At 37.0% G+C, this 21,244-nt stretch carries 24 protein-coding genes and 1 riboswitch; of the genes, 11 read left to right on the top strand and 13 right to left on the bottom strand.

The genetic code is table 11. The annotated features are described in order from the left end of the window. Positions 1-312: 312 nt before the first annotated feature. Positions 313-879 carry an elongation factor P gene (gene efp / locus CKV78_RS01820; protein ID WP_005719907.1) on the bottom strand — a complete coding sequence of 189 codons (567 nt, stop codon included), beginning with the start codon at positions 877-879 and terminating at the stop codon, positions 313-315. Positions 880-913: 34 nt separating this feature from the next. Between efp and epmB the strand changes: the two genes are divergently transcribed. Then, complete coding sequence (gene epmB / locus CKV78_RS01815; protein WP_005764648.1) at positions 914-1,927, top strand: EF-P beta-lysylation protein EpmB; 1,014 nt, start codon at positions 914-916, stop codon at positions 1,925-1,927. Positions 1,928-2,015: 88 nt separating this feature from the next. Next, entirely contained in the window at positions 2,016-3,362 is a 1,347-nt protein-coding gene (gene oapA / locus CKV78_RS01810) for an opacity-associated protein OapA (protein WP_005764649.1), read from the top strand. Between the two features lie 66 nt (positions 3,363-3,428). On the opposite strand, the gene CKV78_RS01805 is transcribed toward oapA, so the two are convergent. Together CKV78_RS01805 and rdgC are read right to left on the bottom strand one after the other, a co-directional pair. Continuing rightward, on the bottom strand, positions 3,429-4,172 hold the full coding sequence (locus CKV78_RS01805) for a cyclase family protein (protein WP_032855630.1): 744 nt from the start codon (positions 4,170-4,172) through the stop codon (positions 3,429-3,431). A gap of 154 nt (positions 4,173-4,326) precedes the next feature. Continuing rightward, the gene (gene rdgC, locus CKV78_RS01800; RefSeq protein ID WP_005764651.1) at positions 4,327-5,235 is read right to left on the bottom strand and encodes a recombination-associated protein RdgC; all 909 of its coding nucleotides are present in this window, start codon (positions 5,233-5,235) and stop codon (positions 4,327-4,329) included. A gap of 96 nt (positions 5,236-5,331) precedes the next feature. Here rdgC and proC point away from each other — a divergent pair, with 96 nt between their 5' ends. From proC to xerD, 3 genes are read left to right on the top strand one after another with little or no spacing between them, the layout of a single operon-like run. Continuing rightward, the gene (proC, locus tag CKV78_RS01795; RefSeq protein ID WP_005764652.1) at positions 5,332-6,156 is read left to right on the top strand and encodes a pyrroline-5-carboxylate reductase; all 825 of its coding nucleotides are present in this window, start codon (positions 5,332-5,334) and stop codon (positions 6,154-6,156) included. Beyond that, positions 6,156-7,316 carry a 3-phenylpropionate MFS transporter gene (locus CKV78_RS01790; RefSeq protein WP_005764653.1) on the top strand — a complete coding sequence of 387 codons (1,161 nt, stop codon included), beginning with the start codon at positions 6,156-6,158 and terminating at the stop codon, positions 7,314-7,316. Before proC ends, CKV78_RS01790 begins: the two co-directional genes overlap by 1 nt. Then, a complete protein-coding gene (gene xerD, locus CKV78_RS01785) occupies positions 7,317-8,222 on the top strand; it encodes a site-specific tyrosine recombinase XerD (protein ID WP_005764654.1) in 906 nt (301 codons plus the stop codon). Positions 8,223-8,266: 44 nt separating this feature from the next. Here the strand turns inward: xerD and aphA are convergent, their stop codons facing one another. The 10 genes from aphA to ppdD all read right to left on the bottom strand — a co-directional run bounded on the left by aphA (position 8,267) and on the right by ppdD (position 16,293). Further along, entirely contained in the window at positions 8,267-8,974 is a 708-nt protein-coding gene (gene aphA / locus CKV78_RS01780; protein ID WP_005764655.1) for an acid phosphatase AphA, read from the bottom strand. 70 nt (positions 8,975-9,044) lie between these two features. After that, on the bottom strand, positions 9,045-9,362 hold the full coding sequence (raiA, locus tag CKV78_RS01775) for a ribosome-associated translation inhibitor RaiA (protein ID WP_005764656.1): 318 nt from the start codon (positions 9,360-9,362) through the stop codon (positions 9,045-9,047). 244 nt (positions 9,363-9,606) lie between these two features. Further along, the gene (locus CKV78_RS01770) at positions 9,607-10,980 is read right to left on the bottom strand and encodes an alanine/glycine:cation symporter family protein (protein ID WP_005764657.1); all 1,374 of its coding nucleotides are present in this window, start codon (positions 10,978-10,980) and stop codon (positions 9,607-9,609) included. 114 nt (positions 10,981-11,094) lie between these two features. Then, a riboswitch (glycine riboswitch) is annotated at positions 11,095-11,213 on the bottom strand. A gap of 165 nt (positions 11,214-11,378) precedes the next feature. Then, positions 11,379-11,648, bottom strand: a complete 270-nt coding sequence (locus tag CKV78_RS01765) for a GNAT family N-acetyltransferase (RefSeq protein ID WP_005764658.1) — start codon at positions 11,646-11,648, stop codon at positions 11,379-11,381. Continuing rightward, positions 11,648-11,851: a DNA gyrase inhibitor YacG gene (gene yacG, locus CKV78_RS01760; protein ID WP_005764659.1), complete on the bottom strand. Its 204-nt coding sequence runs from the start codon at positions 11,849-11,851 to the stop codon at positions 11,648-11,650. The genes CKV78_RS01765 and yacG overlap by 1 nt, the downstream gene beginning before the upstream one ends. Next, positions 11,851-12,462, bottom strand: a complete 612-nt coding sequence (gene coaE, locus CKV78_RS01755) for a dephospho-CoA kinase (protein WP_005764660.1) — start codon at positions 12,460-12,462, stop codon at positions 11,851-11,853. The genes yacG and coaE overlap by 1 nt, the downstream gene beginning before the upstream one ends. A 93-nt stretch (positions 12,463-12,555) precedes the next feature. After that, positions 12,556-13,257 carry a prepilin peptidase gene (locus CKV78_RS01750; protein WP_005764661.1) on the bottom strand — a complete coding sequence of 234 codons (702 nt, stop codon included), beginning with the start codon at positions 13,255-13,257 and terminating at the stop codon, positions 12,556-12,558. Then, positions 13,254-14,468, bottom strand: a complete 1,215-nt coding sequence (locus tag CKV78_RS01745) for a type II secretion system F family protein (protein ID WP_005764662.1) — start codon at positions 14,466-14,468, stop codon at positions 13,254-13,256. The genes CKV78_RS01750 and CKV78_RS01745 overlap by 4 nt, the downstream gene beginning before the upstream one ends. Continuing rightward, a complete protein-coding gene (locus tag CKV78_RS01740) occupies positions 14,468-15,865 on the bottom strand; it encodes a GspE/PulE family protein (protein ID WP_005764663.1) in 1,398 nt (465 codons plus the stop codon). The genes CKV78_RS01745 and CKV78_RS01740 overlap by 1 nt, the downstream gene beginning before the upstream one ends. Next, positions 15,865-16,293 carry a prepilin peptidase-dependent pilin gene (gene ppdD, locus CKV78_RS01735; protein WP_005764664.1) on the bottom strand — a complete coding sequence of 143 codons (429 nt, stop codon included), beginning with the start codon at positions 16,291-16,293 and terminating at the stop codon, positions 15,865-15,867. The genes CKV78_RS01740 and ppdD overlap by 1 nt, the downstream gene beginning before the upstream one ends. Before the next feature lie 164 nt (positions 16,294-16,457). Here ppdD and ampD point away from each other — a divergent pair, with 164 nt between their 5' ends. From ampD to tadA, 6 genes are all read left to right on the top strand, one after another. Next, on the top strand, positions 16,458-17,015 hold the full coding sequence (ampD, locus tag CKV78_RS01730) for a 1,6-anhydro-N-acetylmuramyl-L-alanine amidase AmpD (protein WP_005764666.1): 558 nt from the start codon (positions 16,458-16,460) through the stop codon (positions 17,013-17,015). 616 nt (positions 17,016-17,631) lie between these two features. Next, positions 17,632-18,231 carry an RNA pyrophosphohydrolase gene (gene rppH / locus CKV78_RS01725; RefSeq protein WP_005764667.1) on the top strand — a complete coding sequence of 200 codons (600 nt, stop codon included), beginning with the start codon at positions 17,632-17,634 and terminating at the stop codon, positions 18,229-18,231. Positions 18,232-18,233: 2 nt separating this feature from the next. Further along, on the top strand, positions 18,234-19,025 hold the full coding sequence (locus CKV78_RS01720; RefSeq protein WP_005764668.1) for a sulfite exporter TauE/SafE family protein: 792 nt from the start codon (positions 18,234-18,236) through the stop codon (positions 19,023-19,025). 9 nt (positions 19,026-19,034) lie between these two features. Next, a complete protein-coding gene (gene lgt / locus CKV78_RS01715; protein ID WP_005764669.1) occupies positions 19,035-19,838 on the top strand; it encodes a prolipoprotein diacylglyceryl transferase in 804 nt (267 codons plus the stop codon). A gap of 5 nt (positions 19,839-19,843) precedes the next feature. Further along, a complete protein-coding gene (locus CKV78_RS01710) occupies positions 19,844-20,695 on the top strand; it encodes a thymidylate synthase (RefSeq protein ID WP_005764670.1) in 852 nt (283 codons plus the stop codon). Further along, positions 20,695-21,222: a tRNA adenosine(34) deaminase TadA gene (gene tadA / locus CKV78_RS01705; protein WP_032855631.1), complete on the top strand. Its 528-nt coding sequence runs from the start codon at positions 20,695-20,697 to the stop codon at positions 21,220-21,222. Before CKV78_RS01710 ends, tadA begins: the two co-directional genes overlap by 1 nt. The last annotated feature ends 22 nt before the right edge of the window (positions 21,223-21,244 follow it).

Below are 21,244 nucleotides of genomic sequence, written 5' to 3'. Positions count from 1 at the left end.
AGAGAATAATTAACATGCAATGGTGGGCTTAATCCTTGCGATTAGTTTCAGACTTAGTGTAGAACAACAGCAACTTTGTTCGTTTTTATTGGACTTGAGTCACTAAAATTATACCTTGTGTGTTTAGCGGGTTCTAGCATAGCAATATTTTTTACTACTCTAATAAAAAATGCATTTCCAGTAGATAAATAAAGAGCTAATCGCTATTTTCCTGAAGACAAAAAATAACCCCGTACGTTTCAATTTATAACAAAAGCACAGGGTTACTCACACTTTATGCCGTTCAATGGCATATTACTTAACTAAAATACATTATTTTACACGTGAAACGTACTCGCCTGAACGAGTATCAACTTTAATCACTTCACCAATTTGTACGAATAAAGGTACTTTCACAACTGCACCAGTACTTAATGTTGCTGGTTTACCTCCAGTACCCGCAGTATCACCTTTTAAGCCCGGATCTGTATCAATGATTTCTAACTCAACAAAGTTCGGAGGTGTTACACTGATTGGAGCACCATTCCATAAAGTAACGATACAATCTGCTTGGTCTAATAGCCATTTTTCTGCATCACCAATTGCTTTCGCATCTGCTGAATATTGCTCAAATGTTTCTGGGTGCATAAAATACCAGAATGCATCATCTTTGTAAGAGTAAGTTAAGTTTAAATCCATTACATCAGCTGCTTCAACCGAAGTACCAGATTTGAAGTTAACATCTAATACTTTACCAGAAATTAATTTACGAATACGTGTACGAGTGAATGCCTGACCTTTACCTGGTTTAACAAATTCATTTTCAACGATTACGCAAGGCTCGCCATCTTGCATAAATTTTAGACCTGGTTTGAAATCACTGGTAGTATATGTAGCCATATTATCCTCAAGTTATAAAAGATTGTTGTCAAAAGTGCGTATTTTAACTCAAAACATAGTCATTAGAGAAGAACAAAGTTGGACAGATCTGCTCGCAAATGCAATTTCTGATCCTAAACTACTACTTAATACCCTAAACCTTCCTGCTGAAGCATTCGAAAAAGATATCGTTGCGCGTCGTCTATTTCCTCTACGGGTACCATTACCTTTCGTTCAAAGAATGGAAAAAGGCAATCCTAAAGATCCTCTTTTTTTGCAAGTAATGTCTTCAGCTGATGAATTTATTCAAGTAGAAGGCTTTACAACAGATCCTTTAGAAGAACAAGAAGCTGTTGTGCCAAGCGTGTTACATAAATACCATAATCGATTGCTATTAATGGTAAAAGGTGGGTGTGCCGTCAATTGCCGTTATTGTTTCCGCCGTCATTTTCCTTATGCGGATAACAAAGGTAACAAAGTAAACTGGCAAAAGGCATTGGACTACATTGCCATCCGTCCCGAAATTGAAGAAGTGATTTTTTCAGGTGGCGATCCACTAATGGCAAAAGATCACGAATTAAACTGGTTGATAAAAAATCTTGAAAACATACCGCACTTACAGCGCTTACGCATTCATACTCGCCTGCCTGTGGTTATTCCACAACGCATTACACCAGAACTATGTAAAATACTATCTGAAAGCCGTTTTCAAACGGTATTAGTGACGCATATTAATCATCCAAATGAAATTGATACAACCTTATCGGCAGCCATATTTAAACTAAAACAGGCGGGTGTTGTCTTATTAAATCAATCCGTATTATTAAAAAACATTAATGATGATGCACAAATTTTAAAGCAATTAAGTGATAAATTATTTAGTATTAATATTTTACCCTACTACTTGCATTTACTTGATAAAGTGGAAGGTGCAAGCCATTTTTACATTGAAGATGAAAAAGCGCTAAATATTTACAAAATATTGCAAAGCATCACATCAGGCTATTTAGTGCCAAAACTCGCACGAGAAATTGCCAAAGAGCCAAATAAAACTCTTTATACAGCATAGGAAAATCAGCAAATATCCTTTAAAATAATCAAAATTTTGACCGCACTTTTGTGTATATAAGTTAGCTATTTATAATTGAGGTACTCTCGTGGATCCAGAAAAAACAAAAAATGAAGCAGAACATAACCCTGCACAAAACGAACTCGACTTAGAATTTAGTCAAATTGAACCGATCACTCCGAAAAAAGTGATCAAACCTGAACCCTCTCTTTTTGATAAAGCAAAAGGACTATTTGCAAAAAAAGAGCAACATGTGCCTCAATTTACTATGAGAAAAGAACCTACATTTAGCTCTATCCCTGTAACAGCAACAAACCAAACAACATCACAGAATCCAACAGTAGAAAGCCAACCTGTTGTACATACTGAAAGTAGTGATATCTTTGTGACGCCAACAACTATACATAATGAAACAACAGTGCATACTGAAACCCCAACAGTGACTGAAATAGTAAATACACAAACTGAAACTGCTGAAATGCACACAACAGAAATGCCACAAGCAGAAAATCCTGCTCAAAATGTAGAACCAGAGATTCCATCTCAAGAACAATCGTCCTCACAAATAGCAGCAGCGTCAGCAACGGTAAGAGCGGTACAAAAGAGTTGGAAAAACCCTGAAACTTGGCCATTCTTACAAGTACTACCACAACGTCATCGTCGTATTGTTGTAGTGCTATTTGCATTGATTTTATTGCTCCTTTTATTCTTCTGGCTAAAACCAAGCACTGATACCGTGCAATCTTTTGAGCAACAAAATGCAAATGCAGTACCAATTCAATTCCAACCACTAGATAAGTCACAAAACAATGAACCACCTGTATTGGATAACTTAAACAATTCGCCAAACAATACAAATACAGTGGTAACAACAGAAAACAATGACAGTACGGTACCAAGACAGGCGCCAGAAGCCCAAGCTTCAACTGCGACAACACCTCCACCAGTGTTGAATAATACTCAAATATCTGCTGAACAAGCAACAATTAATGAAAAACCTCAAGTATTGGAAGCAAACAAGCCTGTTGAGAAACCACAACTGATTGAAAAAGCTAAAGTCATCGAAACACCTAAAGCATTAGAGCAGCCAAAAACTAAAGAAAAAGCTAAAGTTGTTGAGCCAAAACCAACGAAAGTAGATAAAAAATCTGCGCCAGTAGTAGAAGCTGCGCCTGCGAAAAGTGTAAAAGGTAAAACGTTAACCGTCCCACAAGGTGTAAGTTTAATGCAAGTGTTTCGTAATCATAACTTGAACATTGCTGATGTAAACGCAATGACTAAAGCAAAAGGCGCAGGCAATGCATTAAGTAACTTCAAACCGGGTGATAAAGTACAAGTTTCAGTGAATAGCCAAGGCCGTGTAACTGAAATGCGTTTAGAAAACGGCACAAGATTTATACGCCAAACTGATGGTTCTTACATTTATAAAAAATAACATCTTTTATAAAAAAGCCTGCTATTCTATCAAATAGCAGGCTTTTTATATGTATTTAACTCTATATTATCTAGCATCAACTACCGCAAAAACACGTGCATTAAAGCCCGGAGCACCTTTAATTTTCGGAACACCGATAAAAATGGCAGCACCAGTTGCTGGTAAAGTAGCTAAGTTATTCAGTACCTCCACTTGAAACTTATTCAAAGATAACCAGTAACGCTCACCTACCAAATCTTTATTTTTCAACACATCTAAAGCACTGTCTGTATCTAACGTTTCATGGCCAATTGCCGCAACATTACGCTGTTCGTGTAGAAATTTTAATGCCTCAAGCGACCAACCGGGCGTATGAGCTTGCCCGGTATGATCTTTATTATAAAAAGCTTGATGATCATGCCATCTTTCTGACCAACCACTTGCGAATGCCACAAAACTGCCCTCAGGAATTTTTCCATGTTCGGCTTCAAAAGCCAAGATATCCTCAACAGATACGGTGTAATCATTATTTTGCTTCACTGCATCTTCTTTATGGAGCACCACTAAAGGCAATACAAAATCTTTGATTGGAATCTCATCTAAATAGCGAGTGTTATCCACAAAATGAATAGGCGCATCAATATGTGTACCATATTGGCTTACTAAGGTATATTCCTGCGTGAAGAAACTATCTTTTTCAACCGTAAATAAGCTTTTCACTTCAAGAGGTTTAAAGGCAGGAAAATAAGGAATATCAGAAGTAACAGAATGGCTTAAATCAACCCATCTCTGCTGTTTTAAAAATGTAATTGCATTTGCTACTGTTGTCATAAACATATCCTCCTATATCGTCATAACAACCATTTCCTTTATAAAAGAAATAAACGCCCGATTCAAGTACACTTTAATTCTAACTTATCGCTAAAAATCATATAGTGTCGCTGAAACATCAGGCGTTTTTATCAGATTAATAAAACATTAAAATTTATAACCGCACTTTTTCACCACCGAAGTCATCAAGTAAGTTCGCTGTGAGCTTACTTAATACGCCAGTCATTAAAACAAAGTCAGCATCAAAACGCTGTGCATAATCTTCTTTTAAAATATCGTCATTTTTTTCACGAATTTGATCGGCAAATTTCAAGCGTTTTAAAGTACAATCTTCATTCAAAATAAAAGATAAATTATCTTCCCATTCCAATGACAACTTAGTTACAAACTTACCCGCATTAAGTAAGTTTTGAATTTCTTCTGACTCTAAATTTTGCTGTTTGCAACGGATAATACCGCTTTCGTTACTGCCCGTTAATTCAGCCTCTTCTAATGGAATTAACCATTGTGGTGTGCTGTCTTTAGTAATCCAATCTGTCATAATCACGCTCGGTTCATTTGCAAAACTCAATGGCACCACGGGTAATGAACCTAATGATTTACGCAATAATGCCAGCGCATCTTCCGCACGTTTAGCAGATGCAGCATCTACATAAATTAAATTATTTTCAGCATCAATCCACAGAGCGGTTTGTTGATTCTTACTAAATGCTCGAGGCAATAACACGGAAACTACATCATCTTTTAATGCTTGTTTCTCCACTTTCTTTAATTTGCGATTTTCTTTCAGTTCGATTTGCTCAATACGTTGATCTAATTCAGATTTAATCACGTGAGCTGGTAAAATTTTTTCTTCTTTGTGTGCAACTAATAAAACCTGTTTTCCTACTGAAAAATGTAACATTTCGCTACCACGCAATGGATTTGTCCAGCCAAACTTACCCATATCAGATTGATTACAAGGATGGTATTCACATTGTTCTAATTCTGTTTGTAATTTATCCGATGACCAATCCAAGTCCTTTGTTAGGCGATAAATCATTACGTTTTTAAACCAAAACATAGTTTGTTCCTTCTTTTTTGAGGTAGAATAGACAACTTGTATGTCACATTCGCGACATAATAATTCTGATATTGTAACGTAGTTCGAGAGAAAAATATGCAAGCGAAATCAATTTGCTTTATCGGTGGTGGGAATATGGCACAAGCCATTGTGTTTGGTTTATTAAAACAGCACTACCAAGCTGATAAAATCACCGTATGCGATCCCAATGCAGAAAAGCTTAAATTATTTGCACAAAAAGGTGTGCAAATCGTTGATACTCGCCTTAATCAAAAAAGTGCAGTAGAAAATGCTGAAGTTTTATTACTTGCGGTTAAGCCTCAAGTGCTAGCGGAAGCTTGCCAAGCATTAAGTGCGGTCGATTTTAGCAAAAAATTAGTGATCTCCATTGCCGCTGGCATTTCTATTACAAGATTACATGCGCTCTTACCAAGTGCAAAACAAATTGTTCGCGTAATGCCAAATACACCAGCGTTAGTCTCTGAAGGAATGTCTGGCTTATTTGCTGAAGCAGATTTAATTTCTGAATTTAAACAATTCACCGAAGACTTATTATCCGCAGTAGGCAAAACTTGCTGGGTTGATCAAGAAAGTGATATGCACTCAATTACCGCCGGTTCTGGCAGTAGTCCTGCGTATTTTTTCCTATTCATGGAAGCAATGCAACAAACGTTGTTGAATATGAATTTAGATGAAAACACAGCACGCTTATTAGTGCAACAATCAGCGCTTGGTGCTGCAAAAATGGTATCTGAGAATCCAGATATTCCGATTGCAACACTACGTGAAAATGTCACATCAAAAGGTGGTACTACTGCTGCCGCATTATCGGTCTTTAATCAGCAGCATCTACAAGACATCGTGCAACAAGCAATGCAAGCTTGTGTCGAACGTTCTCAACAAATGGAAAAATTGTTTTAATGAAAATTTCAGCATTTAACTGGCTTGCTTTAAGTTTTTTCGGGTATTTTTGTGCTTATGGCGTATTTGTTCCCTTCTTTCCTGTTTGGCTAAAATCACAAGCTTATGGGGAAGAATTAATTGGGTTAGTGATCGCCAGTTCTTATGTATTCCGTTTTATTGGTGGGATCTTTTTCTCAAGTTTAGTTAAAAGGGCATCGCAATTAGTTTACGCTTTGCGTTATCTTGCGTGGTCTAGCTTTGCGATTTTATTAGTGATGAGTTTTGTTGCCGAAAACTTCTGGTTGCTATTTATAGCTATTGGCTTATTTGCAATGATTAACTCGGGTGGAATACCGCTTAGTGATACATTAGCAAGCATATGGCAACAACAAATTCAGTTAGATTACGGCAAAGCACGTCTGATTGGATCGTTTGCGTTTGTTGTTGGTGTGGTTGTATTCGGTTATGTGATTAGCTATGTCGGTGAACACAATATTGTGTGGATTTTGACCGCACTTTTAGCGTTCTATGCCTTATTGCAGATGTCAACACCAAGGCCAGCACCTGTTGATCAACAAAGTGCGGTAGAAAATAAGGTGACTTTTAAAAGCTTGCTCCAAAATAAAACGACTTTACGCTTATTGATCGCCGTTTCACTTATTCAAGGATCACACGCCACTTATTATGCTTACAGTGTACTATATTGGACGAGCTTAGGCATTTCGGTACAAACAACCAGCTTGTTATGGGGATTGAGTGTCATCGCTGAAATGTTGTTATTTTTCTTTTCAACGAAGCTCTTTCGCACTTGGAAAGTCAGTTCGCTCTTTTATCTCTCTGCTATCGCAACAGTGGTTCGTTGGGCATCATTAAGTGTTGCAACCGAAGTGTGGTCATTAGCCTTAATTCAAACCTTACACAGTTTAACCTATGCAGTTAGCCACTATGCTGTGATTCGTTATTTTACGACCCAGCCAATCAGCCATATTGCAAAATTACAAGGACTTTATAACGGTATTTCAGGTTGCGCCTCTGTGGCATTATTAACTGCGCTTTCAGGCGTGTTATACCCAATTTCAGCCTCAATGACATTCGTTGCAATGGCTGGATTTGCAGCACTTGCGTTAGTGTTCATTCCACGCAAAGTCGAGGCTTTTTTATTAAAACGGTGCGAATAAATGAAAGATACTGCGTTAATTGAATTGTTTTTAAATGATGTATGGATAGAAAGGAAACTATCACAAAATACAGTGCAATCTTATCGTCTTGATTTAACAGCACTTTTGCAATGGCTAGAAAAACAATCTGAAGAACAACCTTTAACGCTAATCACCTTAGATGCCATCGATTTACAAACCTTTTTAGGTGAACGGCTCACCCAAGGTTATAAAGCCACCAGCACGGCTCGCTTACTGAGTGCTATTCGCAAGCTCTTTCAATATTTATATCGTGAAAAATACCGTACAGATGACCCAAGTGCGGTATTAAGTTCACCTAAATTGCCAAGCCGTTTGCCAAAATATTTAACCGAACAGCAAGTGACGGATTTACTCAATGCACCAGATGTCGATGTACCTCTTGAGCTACGTGATAAAGCGATGATGGAATTGTTATATGCGACAGGATTACGTGTCACAGAGCTGGTGTCTTTAACTGTAGAAAATATCAATATAAATCAAGGTATTGTACGAGTTATCGGGAAGGGGAACAAAGAGCGTATTGTACCAATTGGTGAAGAGGCTACTTATTGGATTCGTCAATTTGTGCTTTATGGGCGAACTACTTTACTTAATGGCCAAAGCAGTGATGTGTTGTTCCCAAGTAAAAGAGCGGTACAAATGACTAGACAAACTTTTTGGCATCGAATTAAACATTATGCGCTGATTTCTGAGATTGATTTGAACAGCTTATCACCTCACGTGCTCCGTCACGCATTTGCGACACATTTAATCAATCATGGGGCGGACTTACGCGTCGTACAAATGTTGTTAGGACATAGCGATCTATCCACCACTCAAATTTATACTCATGTAGCGAAAGAACGCTTAAAACATTTGCACGAAAGATACCATCCTAGAGGATAAAAAATACCAAGTTCTCACTTGGTATTTTATACTTTGTTTTTTCTTTAGTATGCTGAATTAATTAGCACTTCTTCACCATACCCACCTGCTTGTGGCAATGGTTGATAACTTGAGTTAGCCGCGCGAATAAAACGAATTCCTCGAATTCCTGCTTCTTTTGCCGCAAGAATATCATCATCACTGTCACCATAGTGAATACTAATATTATGATGAATTAATGCTGGTGTTTTGTTGTATTTAGTCGCACGCTCTCTTCCCCCCATAAATTCAACAGGAAGCATATTTTTCACATTTAAATATTTTTTGATTACATCAGTTACACCATCTACATTACCCGCAGTGCGGCCTGTAATAAAAAATACTTGGTCGCCACGCTCTTCATGCATTTTTACAAGGTCAATCGCAATTTGTTTTGGCATCGAGTATTTATCGCATCCCGCATTTACCTCATTCCAAAAATCTTGATTTTTTAAATAGGCATTGCTACCAGGTGAATACTTTTGTTGTCCATAAAAAAAGCAAGGGGTTGAAAATAAAGCAGTATCATCAATATCGAAACTTACTCGAATCGGCTCCATTCCCTCTAAACTTTTTTTAATATCATCAATCGAAATCCAGTGAATCGGTTGTTCTGCCAACATTTCACGAGCATTAGTGCCTTTATGCGTATAAGCTTCTTTTGTTGTAGCACTCACACTAAATGCTGAAATAGCAAGTATTATCCCTAATGAAAGTTGTATAGTTTTTTTCATTCTTTATGCTCCTAATAATTATTACAAAAAAAACTACACCACGAAGGGTGTAGTTTACTAAAAAGAAATTCTAAAATGAGTCTTTTAAACGTTCATCAGCACGTCTAGCTTCACCTTTATGTTGTAACTTATTAAGCTGACGTTCTAATTTTTCTTCCACATCATTTATTGCTTTATACATATCTTCTGATTCTGCTTTAGCAAATAAATCACCAAGTGGTGTACCAATTGATGCTTCAACAGAAAAGCCTTTTGGAATTTTATTTAAAATAAAATGAGGATTAATTAATTGAGTTTGCCATTTTCCTAATTTAGCAAGTCTATCTTCGACGTGAGCACGGATTGCTGGGGTGATTTCCATTTGTTTGCTTGTAATGTTTAGAGTCATAGCATTTACCTCTTAGTTGAAGGGGATCTTATCCCTTTTAATGAAAAAACCTTAATGACAACATAACGGTCCTGAACCGAGTTTTCAAGTCTTTTTCAATTAATTTTTTTGGAAAAGTTAAAAAGTATGATCTGAATAGAATATTTCTAATTTTATGCTAGATTATTCGTAAATAGTTGATATGATTAGAGGGATGTATTAAACACCCCTCTAATTATTTTTGTTTATATTTCAATCCTATAGACTATTGCATTTCGTCCGCATCGACTTTATTCAACTTCAAACGTGCAAAATAATCTTTTGTTTCGGCAACAACGACATGGCGTAACCCAATCAAAGCAACAAGATTTGGAAATGCCATTAAACCGTTCACGATATCCGCTAACAACCAAATCAGATCTAATTGGATAAATGCACCACAACCAACTAACACAATGAAAATAAAGCGATAAATTTTAATTCCACGTGTTCCTGCTAAATAGACAAAGCAACGCTCACCGTAATAACACCAGCCTAAAATTGTCGTAAATGCGAAGAATAATAAGCCGATTGTGACAATTGTTGCCCCTAAGTTGCTACCTAAACCTTGTGAAAAAGCATAGTTCGTCAATGCCGCCCCTTCCATACTTGGCGATTGCCACGCACCCGTAATCACAAGCACAATACCTGTCATCGAACAAACAATGATGGTATCGAGAAAAGTCCCGGTCATTGAAATTAAGCCTTGGCGCACTGGCTCTTTAGTTTGTGCCGCAGCTGCTGCAATTGGCGCACTACCTAAACCAGATTCATTGGAGAAGATACCACGTGCAACGCCCGATTGAATGGCTTTCATCACTGTGTAGCCTAACGCACCGCCTAATGCTGCTGTTGGATTAAACGCACTATACACAATCAAACCAATCGCTTGCGGTACTGCTTGCCAATTTAATAACAAAATGATTAGTGAGGTAACGACATACAACAACGCCATAAATGGCACGATATAAGAAGAAACAATCGCAATACGTCTTACACCACCTAGAATAATTAACGACACTAAGGCTGTAATAATTGATGCAGTAAATGGAATTGGTACGTTAAATGTATTTTCCATTGCGTGTGTAATCGCATTCACTTGTGGGAAAGTTCCAATGCCAAAGAATGCAACTAAAATACCAAAAATTGCAAATAATTTAGCAAGCCATTTAATACCTAAACCACGCTCAATATAATACATTGGTCCACCAGCCATAAAACCTTGGCGATCACGTACACGATATTTCACCGCAAGTAAACATTCTGCATATTTGGTTGCCATACCTAATAAAGCAACGATCCACATCCAGAAAACGGCCCCAGGCCCACCTGCTTGTACTGCTGTGGCTACCCCAACAATGTTTCCCGTACCAATAGTTGCTGCGAGCGCGGTACAAAGTGCAGCAAAAGAAGAGACATCCCCTTTCTTTCCAGCGCCTTTCTCTCTGCGGAATAAATAAGATAATGCACGAGGCAAATGGACAAACTGGATAAAGCCTAAACGAAACGTTAAATAAAGCCCAGTTCCAGAAAGTAAAAGTAATAAGGGTGGTCCCCAAACTAGACTATTAATAGAAGATAAAATTGATTCTAATGACATGTAAGAAATCCTCGTAAAAAATAACGAATTACAAGGAGGCAAAAGCATTTTGCGGAAGACTAAAAATAGAAAAGCACGCATCAAAAATGCGTGTAAAAACATCAAACCGTATTTCTTCTTGCCCCTGTCCTTTTGCCTGAGCGTTTCAAAAAACGATAAAAATATACCGCTCTTTTTGCGCCTTCGGCGGCCATGCTGTATTTGATACCATGGCGCTCTCCAAGGGTTCGTCCAGTAACAGTCCTCGCTGATCTATCAGCGCCTGAAAGATTTTACCTCGTCGGCGTAGGGTCAATTCCCTACTCTCCAGCTACCTTCATCCGAACTTACTTCATAAAAAAGTGCGGTCGATTTTAACAAGATTATTTTTAAATCTCAACCGCACCTTTTGTAAAATTTTATTTGCGTTGTTCTCGCTCCCATTTTCTTGCAATATAGCTACAACTAGGGATTAATTTAAGTTGTTTCTCTCGAATTAAATTTGATAACGCAAGGTACAATTTATCTGCGATACCTTGACCACGTAATACTTCTGAAACATAAGTATGGTTCGCATTAATCGTATTTTCATCAACAAAGAAATAAGTTAATTCTGCAATTTTCTTACCCTGTTCATCTAATACAAAAAACTCACCATTTTGATCATTTTGTTTATGTTGAATCTCCATTAATGCCTTCTCCAGTCTTCATTTTCTTCGCTCATTGCAAAATCTGCCGTTTCACAAGGAATTGCTTTTTCTTCACTTGCCCACTCACCAAGATCAATCAATTGGCAACGTTTACTACAAAAAGGACGATATGGGCTTTCATTTGACCAAATCACTGCTTTTTTACAAATTGGGCAAGGCACTTCAAACTTATCTTCAGCCATTATTTTCTCGCTAATTCAGTATATAGATGATGCAATTCTAGCACTTTTTGTTTCAATAAAGGCAAGGTTTCTGCCAGATCGCCATTGTTATCAATAATATCATTCGCAAAGCTTAATCGCGTTTGACGATCCACTTGCGACTTCATAATATTTTCGATCATTGCCACTTTATTTTGATCGCGACGACTTGCACGTAAAATTTGTGTTTGCGGTTCAATATCCACCACTAAAATCCGTTGGCAAAGCGTGGTCAAATTATTTTCAATTAACAACGGCACAACCCAAATAACATAATCACTTGTTTGTGAGTATAATTGGCGTAACATTTCCTCTCGGATCGCTGGATGTAATAAATTATTGAGCCAGCTTTTCTCCGCCTCATTCTGAAAAATACGCTCCCTCAGATAAGCACGATTTAATTCTCCATTTTCAAGTAATACTTTTTCGCCAAAATGCTGAACAATATCACTTAATAGAGGTGATCCTTTTGCTACTACTTGCCTTGCAACAATATCTGCATCAATAATCGGCACACCGAGCTCTGCAAATAAATCAGCAATGGTACTTTTCCCACTGCCTATTCCCCCTGTTAGCCCTACAATATATGTCATTATTTTTTAACCTTTGTCTTGCAATAAACTTTGGCAAATCATACTTTTCATCTGTTGATTAAGCAAGATTTTAAGAAATAGCACTAACATTCATTAATGTAATAACAATAATATTGCACCACTTACACAGAGAAATGTACCAAAGGGTAACTCTTTAACCTGTAGTCCTTTTCTTTTCAACCCATAAGCATAAAATAACCCAGCCAAACAAGCGAATAAAACCAAAATCGGGAAATATTGCCAATGAATAGCACTCCCTAATCCTAACATAAGCCAATAATCCCCTCTTCCTAGCACTTCTTTCTTATACGCACATTTTCCTATCTGATAAATCAAGTAAAAGGCGCCAAAGCCAATAAAAGCACTTAATAAAACCTCTTCTAAAGTCCACCCTGTTACATCGAACCAAGCCCCGAATATGCTTAACACAAACAAGCTTTGACAAAATTGTGGTGCGATTAATTGATAATGACAATCAAGCACTGCGATACAAAATAAAATGCTCAAATAAACTGCAACATAACCACCTTGCCAAACATTTTCAAATAGCCCATAGCAAAGCAAGAACCAGCTAATAAAACCGGCAAAAAAAGTCAAAGATCCACCGCATTTAATAGCTTTTAATGATGATGAAACGCTTGTTGTTTGCAACTCTTCAATACTCAGATTTGATGATAAGAAGCTGTGATAAGCCTGATAAAGCTCACTTGTTACCCGAATTGCAAAATGTTGAAATTGAAAATAAACCCAATAGCCAGTCAAACCACCTGTGAAAATAAAAACAAGTAAATTCATTGCACAATAGCTCCCATATTAAAAATCGGTAAATACATTCCGAGCATAATTAGCCCAATTAATCCGCCGATAATTAACATTAAAAATGGCTCTAACAGTTGAGATAGCAAATCTAATTGATGTTCTAGTTTCTTCTGATATACCTCTGCAATATTTTGTAACATCACAACAAATTGCCCACTTTTCTCACCAATTTGTAGCATTTGTTGCGCATCATAAGGGAACAATGAGGAACTAGCAGCCTCTGAAAAAGCATACCCTTGAGAAATTTCTTGTAAAATCCACCGCACTTCATTGCTTAATATAGGATCATCTTGTAATCCACTTCTCACTCCGAAATGTTGTTGAGGTAAAAAAGACTGTAAAGCTTTGTGCAATGGTATCCCTGAAGCAAGCATTAAATGCAAATTGGTACAAAAACGAATTAAACGATGCTTCTGGCGAATGTCTTTAAGTAAAGGAAATACAGAAATGAAACGCTCTTTTTGTTGTTGAAGTTGCTTAGAGTGCCGACAGTAATACGTTGTGCCAAAGCTAATTAATACGGTCAGAATAATTAATAAAAAACCATTATCACTTAGCCATCCAGATAAATTAAATAACAGTTCAGTAAAAACAGGCAGTTTTTGATTTTGATACATTACAGCAAATTCTGGCACGATAAACAGTAAAAGCATCAATGTGAGCAAAAGAGAAATCCCAACAATAATACTTGGATACAGCATAATTTTTTGTACTTTACGTTGCAAAACCAAAGATTGTTGCCGATATTGTGCGATTTGTTGACAAACTTGCGCCAAACGACCAGTCATTTCTCCTACTTTAATCAACTGTAATTCTTGATAATTCATATAAGATCCGAGTGAAGCCAAGGCCACAGAAAAAGCAACACCGCTTTCCAATTGCATTAATAAGTTTCTAAGCCATTGATTGAGTTGAATATTAGTTGTGTTTTGTAGCAAAGCTTGTAGCGCCTCTTTCAGTGGTAATGTGGACTGTAGTAAAGTGGCTAGCAGTGTAAATAAATCACAAAGTTCAGCTTGTTTAGGATGCGTTGAAAACTGCCAGTTTTGTTGTAATTTGATCTGAACAAAGCCCCGCTCAAACAGCATTTGCTGCGCCATAATTTCATTTTCAGCCACTAACATTCCTTTCTGTTTTTGTTGTAAACGATTTTTGGCTTTCCAACGATACATCTTTAACTCTGCCATTATTCACTTCCTAATACACGATTGACTTCCATTTCATCCGTCAGCCCTTGCTCAACTTTTTCTAAAGCACTACTACGTAATGTGGCAAAATCTGTTTGGAAGTGCCCTTTTATTTTAGGATAAAGCAATTGATAAACACCTATACGCCCAGCATAGCCTTGATAACAATCACAACTTCCCAGATTATCTTGATCACATTTCTTACATAATTTCCGAACTAACCGCTGTGCAATTACCAGTAACAAGCTATTTTCAATTTCATATTGCTGAATTCCTAATTGTTTTAAGCGGGCAATCGAACTTTGCGCATCATTTGTATGTAATGTCGAAAGCACCAAATGTCCAGTTTGTGCAGCACGCAATGCCATTGCAGCACTTTCTTCATCTCGAATTTCACCAAGCATAATAATGTCCGGATCTTGACGTAAGAAAGTTCGTAATAAACGGCTAAAATCGAGCCCAATTTGTGGGTTGATTTGTGTTTGGATAATTCCTTCAACTTCAATTTCTATAGGATCCTCTGCGGTCATAATATGTTTTTCTTGTGAATTTAACCATTGAAGTGCAGTATAAAGTGAAATACTTTTCCCACTCCCTGTAGGACCTGTCACTAAAATTAATCCCTGTGGTTGATTTAGTGCATTTTGAAAACGAATTTGCTGCTCCGCATTCATTCCTAAATCAGCAAAACTAAAATCTATTGGCGTATTTTGCTGTAAACGCAACACTGCTTTCTCACCAAAATAAGTAGGCAAGGTAGACAAACGAAAATCCAATATGTCAGAAAAGCGCGTTTTAAATTGAAAACGTCCATCTTGAGGTAAACGCATTTCGCTAATATCTAATTTAGCCAACAGCTTTAAACGAGAAACCAGCCGCATAGAAAAAGTTAAAGCAAGATTCGCTTGTAGTTGTAAAACACCATCAATACGAAAACGGATCTGTAATTTTTGTTTTTGTGGCTCAATATGAATATCAGAAGCATTTTTCTGCAATGCTTGCTCAAACAGATCATTTAAGACCTGAATGACGGGTTCATCTTGCTCCTCTTGTTGTAAAGAAATCTCCGTTAATTGTGGCTGATAAACAAACTCTGTACTTTCTTCTACTTGTAAACTTTGTGGAGATAGTTGCTGTAAAGAACTTTTTAGATCCGAAGAATGTAATAACACGGGTTCAACAATTTTTCCCATCAAAAAGGAAAACGTTTCACAAGCAGATACATTGGCAAAGGAATCCACACCAAGCCATAAAACACGCTCATCTTCTTTTAGCGGCAATGCAAAGTAACGTAGCAATATGGCTTGTTGTTGCTGATTGCGTTGCCATAAATCAGTAGTGATCTCAAAAGTTTCACCATTCTTTGCAATCAGCGTAAAATTACGTTGAGAAAACATTATGAACAAAATCCAGCAGGAAAGAGCTCAGAATGAGTACCACAACTTGCTTGCCAGGAAACACCTTGAGTAACATCTCCTGATGGAGTTAAAGTATAAGAGACTTTATCTAATGCATTTTGTCCAGTGACAGTGATCACACCATCTGCTACATCAATCGATTTTAGATACTTTTTACCTGTATTATGGGAGGCTTGAATACCATTTGTTCCTGCATCACAGCTAGCCTTAGCACCAGTGTTGTAAATACACAGCTCAACCTCTGCTCGATAAGGATCTGCTGCTTGAAGCAATTCTGAAATTGCCGCTTTTTTGGTATAATTTTGGTACGATGGAATTGCAATAGTCGCTAATACAGCAACAATAGCAATCACAATCATAAGTTCAATTAAAGTAAATCCTTTTTGAATTGAAATACGTTGTTTCATAGAAAATCCTTATATAATAAATAGAGCTTGTAAGCAGCCCTTAGATAGGAAGAACACTAAATAAATGACAATATTTAGTGTTGGAAAGTATGTCATTCAGGAAAATTTTCTAAAAATCGACCGCACTTTTTTCTCGAACTGGATCGCAAAAATAAGATTTGATTATGCAAAAACCACTATTTAATATCACTCAAGGTTGGTTAGATAACACTAAGAAAGTCGTATCACCACATTATGACCAACGCCCTGTTCCACAAGAGATTTCACTGCTCATTATTCACTATATTAGCCTTCCTCCTGAACAATTCGGAGGCCCTTACATTGATCAATTTTTCCAAGGAAAGCTCGAGCCAACTACACATCCTTATTTTGAAGAAATTAAAGACTTACGAGTCTCTGCTCATTGCTTAATTAACCGTGAAGGGGAGATCACTCAATATGTTAATTTTAACGATCGTGCTTGGCACGCAGGATTGTCTCAGTTTGAAGGAAGAGAAAAATGTAATGATTTTTCGATTGGTATTGAACTAGAGGGCAGCAATGAGCAGCCTTTTACTGAAAAACAATATCGTGCTTTAACACAACTTACAAAAAGCCTGATACATTTTTATCCTCAAATCACGAAACAGCGTATCGTTGGACATTGTGACGTATCGCCGGGACGCAAAATCGACCCTGGTCAATATTTTGATTGGCTAAAATACCTAAATTCCCTCAAATAAATTATTGATTAAAAAGCACGCTATTAAAATCAAGAAATAAAAAAACAATTCACAACACGCATAAAAACAAATATCTCTTTGATATTTAATATTTTTTTAAAATTTAATACTGTTCAACAAGATTAAATATTTAGTTATTAAATGGCTTCTCTGAAATCAACCACAATTTTATCCACAGAAACAGTGAATAACTTATTACGTCTAAGAGAACACATCTTAATCTATGGCCAATATTGATAAAAAATGAGCGTTAGAGCTATTTTTGTAGAAAAAATTCCCGTATTTTTTGCCAATAGAGAGTCTGCTCAAAAAATAGAAGTTCAAAAGAGCATATAAACAATATCGCTGCTGTTACTTAATTTTCTGTTATCCTATTACTTACTATTTTTGATTTATCACGGCGTTATAAACAAGATTATCCACAACCTGTTCATCATATGTTCAATGAGCTTAATGACAGTAAGTATTTAAAAATACATTTCTTCAGAAAAACAAAAATCAACTTTGCCTTATAACAAAGCTTGATTATCAGTTGAGAAATTTATGATTATGTGAAACAATCAAAACACTATTGGATTATGTGAAAATTTATAAATATTTTTTAAGGTGAACGCTAGTGATCGATTTCGATGGCTACCGTCCAAATGTGGGTATCGTCATTTGTAATAGCAAAAGACAAGTACTCTGGGCAAAAAGGTACGGACAAAATTCTTGGCAATTTCCTCAAGGTGGAATTAACGATAATGAAAGTGCTGAACAAGCAATGTATCGTGAACTATTCGAAGAAGTTGGCTTAACACCCAAAGATGTCAAAATTTTATACACATCAAAGCATTGGCTGCGCTACAAATTACCTAAACGCTTATTACGTTACGATAGTAAACCCATTTGTATTGGTCAAAAACAACGTTGGTTCTTGCTCCAACTGGTTTCCGATGAAAAAAATATCGATATGCAATCAAGCAAATCACCTGAATTTGATGGTTGGCGCTGGGTGAGCTTTTGGTACCCTGTTAGACAAGTTGTTTCATTTAAAAAAGAAGTTTACCGTAGAGCAATGAAAGAATTTGCGACTATTCTCTTTAATAGCCACAATAAAGAATATATTTCATCTATAAAACACATTGAGAATGAAATAAAACCTCATAATTCAAATAAAAAATCATCTTATATATCTAAATATTCAAAACGAACTTATCATAAATCAAGGGTTTGATTATGTTAACTTTTTTAGTTGTCTGCCTCATATTAGGTGCGATTATTGGTTTTTTAGCTGGCTTATTTGGAATTGGCGGAGGTCTAATCATTGTACCAATGCTAGTTTATCTACTTCCTATGGTGGGAGTGCCTGATCCTCTATTGATGTCTACTGCATTAGGGACATCTTTTGCAACTATTGTCGTGACAAGTTTCTCCTCAGCCCATCGTCATCACCAACTAGGTAATATTGTATGGTCAGCAGTAAAAGTCCTTGTTCCTACCGTTATGATAACCACCTTTATCTGTGGTCTTTTTATCAGTAAACTAGATAAGGCTATTGCAAGTAAAGTTTTCTCCTGTTTAGTTATCTACTTAGCAATTAAGATGCTACTTTCAATCAAACCAAACACTATCACTAAACCGTTAACAACGTTGTCATCTGTAATCGGTGGAGTGCTCATTGGTATTGCATCTTGTGCTGCAGGAATCGGTGGTGGCGGCTTTATCGTGCCGTTCCTAAATTCTCGTGGTATTGAAATGAAAAAAGCCATAGGCTCTTCTGCTTTTTGTGGAACGCTACTCGGATTATCTGGAATGCTTAGTTTTATGCTGAGCGGATGGAACATGCCCAATATGCCTGAGTATTCGGTCGGTTATGTATATCTTCCTGCCGTCGTTGGGATTACATTAACTTCATTTTTTACCTCAAAAATTGGAGCAACTGCAACAACTAAAGTTCCAGTATCAACATTAAAACGTTACTTCGCTTGTTTATTAATTCTTATTGCTATCAATATGTTTTTAAAATAAAGGCTCTTTATGGAATACAACTATATAACATTTCCGCAATTTGACCCTGTCATATTTGAAATAGGCCCTATAGGTTTACGTTGGTATGGCTTAATGTACCTTATTGGATTCTTGTTTGCTCGTTGGCTAGCTGTAAAACGGATTAGTCAAACCGGAAGCAGTTGGACAACTGAACAGGTGGACAACCTACTATTTAACGGTTTTATGGGGGTATTTTTAGGTGGGCGTATTGGCTATGTCTTTTTCTATCAATTCGAATACTTTCTACAAGACCCTGCTTATTTATTCCGTATTTGGGAAGGAGGTATGTCCTTTCATGGAGGTTTAATCGGTGTAATTTTATCTATGATTATTACCTCTAAACTTCAAAAAAGAAGTTTCTGGCAAACGGCTGATTTTGTTGCACCACTTATTCCATTTGGTTTAGGTATGGGACGCATTGGTAATTTTATTAACGACGAACTTTGGGGACGTGTAACTGATGTACCTTGGGCAGTATTATTCCCATCTGGGGGCTATTTACCTCGTCATCCTTCACAATTATATGAAGCTATATTAGAAGGCGCTGTTTTATTCTTTATCCTAAATTGGTATATTAAAAAACCTCGTGCGACAGGAGCAACCGCAGGCTTATTCTTACTAGTTTATGGCATTTTCCGCTTTATTGTTGAATTCTTCCGTGAGCCTGATGCGCAATTAGGTTTATATTTCGGCCAACAAATTTCAATGGGACAAATTCTTTCATTGCCAATGATCATTATTGGTGCATGTATTATGCTTTATGCATACAAAAGTGCGCTGAAAAAAAGGTAAATTTTATGAAACAATATTTAGAGCTGTGCCAACGTATCGTTGATGAAGGTGTTTGGATTGAAAATAAACGTACTGGCAAACGCTGTTTGACGGTAATCGATGCCGATCTGACTTATGATGTTGCAAATAACCAATTTCCCCTTATTACTACTCGTAAAAGCTATTGGAAAGCTGCAATTGCTGAATTTTTAGGCTATATTCGTGGATATGATAATGCAGCAGATTTCCGCAAGCTTGGAACCAAAACATGGGATGCTAATGCGAATGACAACGAGGCTTGGTTAAACAATCCGCATCGCAAAGGCACTGATGATATGGGCCGTGTTTACGGTGTACAAGGTCGTGCTTGGCGTAAACCAAATGGTGAAACTATCGATCAACTACGAAAAGTTGTGAATAATTTAAATAAAGGAATTGATGATCGTGGAGAAATTATAACGTTCTTAAACCCTGGTGAATTTGATCTTGGTTGTTTACGTCCTTGTATGCACACTCATACTTTCTCATTATTGGGCGATACCCTTTATCTAACAAGCTACCAACGCTCTTGTGATGTGCCACTTGGTCTTAACTTTAACCAAATTCAAGTGTTCACATTCCTAGCGTTAATGGCGCAAATTACAGGGAAAAAACCGGGTAAAGCCTATCACAAAATTATCAACGCGCATATTTATGAAGACCAACTTGAGCTAATGAAAAATGTGCAATTAAAACGTGAGCCATTCCCACTGCCACAACTGGAAATTAACCCAGATATTAAAACCCTTGAAGATCTAGAAACTTGGGTCACAATGGATGACTTCAAAGTGACTGGCTACCAATGCCACGAGCCAATTAAGTATCCATTCTCTGTTTAATATTTGAGGTAAAAGTGCGGTCAGATTTAGACGAAAAATGGATGCGTTATGCCCTTGAATTGGCAGACAAAGCAGAACAGTTAGGCGAGATCCCTGTGGGTGCTGTGTTAGTCGATGAAGAAGGTAATGTTCTTGGCGAAGGTTGGAATTTATCTATTATCGAATCTGACCCCACCGCACACGCTGAAATCGTCGCATTACGTCAAGGCGGTAAAACATTACAAAACTACCGCCTTGTCAACACCACTCTCTATGTTACCCTTGAGCCTTGTACAATGTGCGCTGGAGCGATTTTACACAGTCGCATAAAGCGCCTAGTATTTGGTGCATCCGATTATAAAACAGGTGCGGTTGGGTCACGTTTCCATTTTTTTGATGATTATAAAATGAATCATACTGTTGAAATCACAGCCGGTGTACTGCAAGATGAATGTAGCCAAAAACTCAGTGTATTTTTTCAAAAACGACGCCAGCAGAAAAAAATACAACAGAAACTCAGAATGGCTGAAATAGCTCCAGTAGAATAATAAGAAAGGCAAATAATTAAAT

Origin of the sequence: Pasteurella dagmatis (assembly GCF_900186835.1) — a bacterium.
GTDB classification, from domain to species: domain Bacteria; phylum Pseudomonadota; class Gammaproteobacteria; order Enterobacterales; family Pasteurellaceae; genus Pasteurella; species Pasteurella dagmatis.
Note: the sequence above shows the minus strand (reverse complement) of the source record. Positions and strands in the feature narration are given on the sequence as shown.